This is a genomic window from Holospora undulata HU1 (assembly GCF_000388175.3).
In the GTDB taxonomy this organism is placed as follows: domain Bacteria; phylum Pseudomonadota; class Alphaproteobacteria; order Holosporales; family Holosporaceae; genus Holospora; species Holospora undulata_A.
On record NZ_ARPM03000110.1, the window covers coordinates 1 to 2417 of the forward strand.

The window sequence follows — 2417 nt, forward strand, 5'->3', positions numbered from 1 at the left end:
ATCACTCCAAACATTTAAACGACTTTTTGAGCGATTAAAAAAATAGAAAATTTTACTTTATTGCAAAGATCATTGGGCAGGTTTTAATAAAATTATTCCAAGCACCGACCTCTTTCAGGGAAAAGATAAAACCTTTTCCATTGAACAAAATAATAACGCTAGACCATGCCATTGGTTTGCAAGATTTCGTTCCCCCCCCTTGCAAACACGCGATCACTTGAAATGCTAGAGGGAACACTGCTTATTTTTTCGGCACTTCACGTTAATAAAACATTGAAAATTAACATGCTATCTTTGGTTGAAGGTATCTTTTTTATAAACTTTTAACAGTAATGGCTTATAGAAAAAAGTATAATTACGTAATTTTAATTTTTTCTATAGTTAAATATCTATCCATGTCATACATTTATGTGCCGTAGTTAATACGCACCGCCCCCCTTTCACATCTATATTTTTTGTGCTATACATACGAACGTGGAGTTTAGATGCTTAGTATTGTCGTTTTTTTTAGGGTTTTACGTGATGATACATAGTAGGTTTTTGTGTAACAAAGGGAGTATCAAGTTATGAAAAAAAATTTTCCAAATATTTTGTATTTTGCGTTGAGTTTAGGCATTATCGTTCCTTCTCAGGGATGGTCCGGCCCAGAGCAAGCTGACGCATCTGCTCAGCCGTTAGCTTCTCCTGCGCCTGAACAACCTAGTCAGCAAGCTATTACAACACAAGATCCAGCGGCTGCTGCTCCGTTAACAGAAGCAGCACCTGCTCCAGAACAAGATAAATCTACTGCTACCCCCGGTTTAGATCCAGCAAATCCAGAAGCTGGATCTTCGAAGGGAGCGGAAAATGAGCAAGAAGCAGCAACGGGGGAAGGAAAGTCTGAAGACAAAAAAGGATCAGAAAAAAAGAAAAAAAAGACACGGAAAAAGAGAAAAGGTAGAGGAAAGTCTCACGGAAAACTTAGTACTGCTCATCATTATCCTCCAGAAAATGTTATTAACAACTTAAATGCCCGAAATAATGTAGATCCAGCTCCTTCAGTATGTGGTTCAAAAGTTGATAACTTTGAGGACTCTTCTGTAAAAAATCCTTAGTCTTTAATTTTTTCAGCAAAAGTAAGTTCCTTAAAAGCTGGTATAAAAAATATCAGCTTTTGTGTGGAAAAAAGAATTAATACGAGCTCTGTGGAGTATTAGTTATTGTGTTTTTTTAGTTTGTAGAGCAAAGCCTGAAAGAACGTGTAGATGGTATTCTTTTATCAAAAATTTTTTCTATAGAGCTGATCATTTTTTATTTTTTTAGTAGTATAAATAAAGAGAAGATATAAGTTTCATTTAATTTGCTCCAATAATTCGGACGTTTTGGATTTTCTGTTTCAATTAAGTCAAAAATTGTATTGTCTTGACTTAATTTAGCTCACAAAAACATCTTCTGAGCGCTTAGCATCGAAAGAAATTTTATCGTTTAGACGGAATTATCATGAAATTTTAGCCAAAAAAATATTGCTCTACGTATCTGCAGTATCGATGGTACGTCTAAGAGTACATAGATGCTTATTTGTTGCACACTTGATTTTTCTATTTCTTTTTGAGGGAATTACGCATCGTTCCTTGACTTGCTCTGCTCATTAATAATGTGGTTTGTATCGTACGCTTTGTCAGCGATTAAATGCTCTACTGCTACTTCGTGGATTAGTGCATCAGCTTCAGTTTAATCGGCTCTGGAACCTTCAGTGACAATAATTCTAGCCGGAACATCATGCTTACCCGCAGCCATACGTACCTTTGTATTGATCCCCCTTTTGTTCGGATTATCTCTTGGTTTCCCCCTCTTGCTGAATTCCGATGTGCTTTCACGAACGTCAAGTCAATCATCAGCCCTTCGTAATCTAGAGTATTAGTTAGTTGCTCAAACGATTATCGTGAGCAACTCCTCCCTAACCCTTCTTTCTTCCAGAAAATGAACCTCTATCTTTCTCCAAATCTCTTCGTTAACTAGGCCGTATCTTCAATTAAGCCAAAGGACAATTGAAGACAAATAATAGCACCCAGAAAATTTACAGACGTTTTGTCATAGCGCGGGGCAAGGACGCGATATTGCTTTCAGTTTAGCGAAGAAATTCTCGATCAAATGATGGGATTTATAAATATATTTCATGATATAAAGGATTTAATATTTAGTTCCTAACTCTTTATAGTGAAATCTATAAAGAACTCAAGGAGACAAATTTACGGGAAATAACATTGCATGCGAATGCCAAGACACCATAAGAGTTGAAAGTGTCAAAATAAATGTTTAACAGCATTGAAATCCCCTCCTGAAATAATAATTAATGTTTTAATAAAAGATTACTCTAGATCTAATGTAAATTGAAATAATGGAATTTTGAAGCCATGCAGTTTCTTTCTAGCCTTGTA

Annotated in this window: 2 protein-coding genes and 1 pseudogene; 2 read left to right on the forward strand and 1 reads right to left on the reverse strand. The window is 35.7% G+C overall.

What is annotated here, in order from left to right:
- Positions 1-171: 171 nt before the first annotated feature.
- Complete coding sequence (locus K737_RS11025) at positions 172-327, forward strand: hypothetical protein (RefSeq protein ID WP_235075666.1); 156 nt, start codon at positions 172-174, stop codon at positions 325-327.
- Positions 328-566: 239 nt separating this feature from the next.
- Complete coding sequence (locus K737_RS02320; RefSeq protein WP_006288429.1) at positions 567-1094, forward strand: hypothetical protein; 528 nt, start codon at positions 567-569, stop codon at positions 1092-1094.
- 900 nt (positions 1095-1994) lie between these two features.
- Here K737_RS02320 and K737_RS11900 read toward each other — a convergent pair.
- Positions 1995-2148, reverse strand: a pseudogene (locus tag K737_RS11900) (IS5/IS1182 family transposase); the annotation flags it as partial.
- Between the last annotated feature and the right edge of the window lie 269 nt (positions 2149-2417).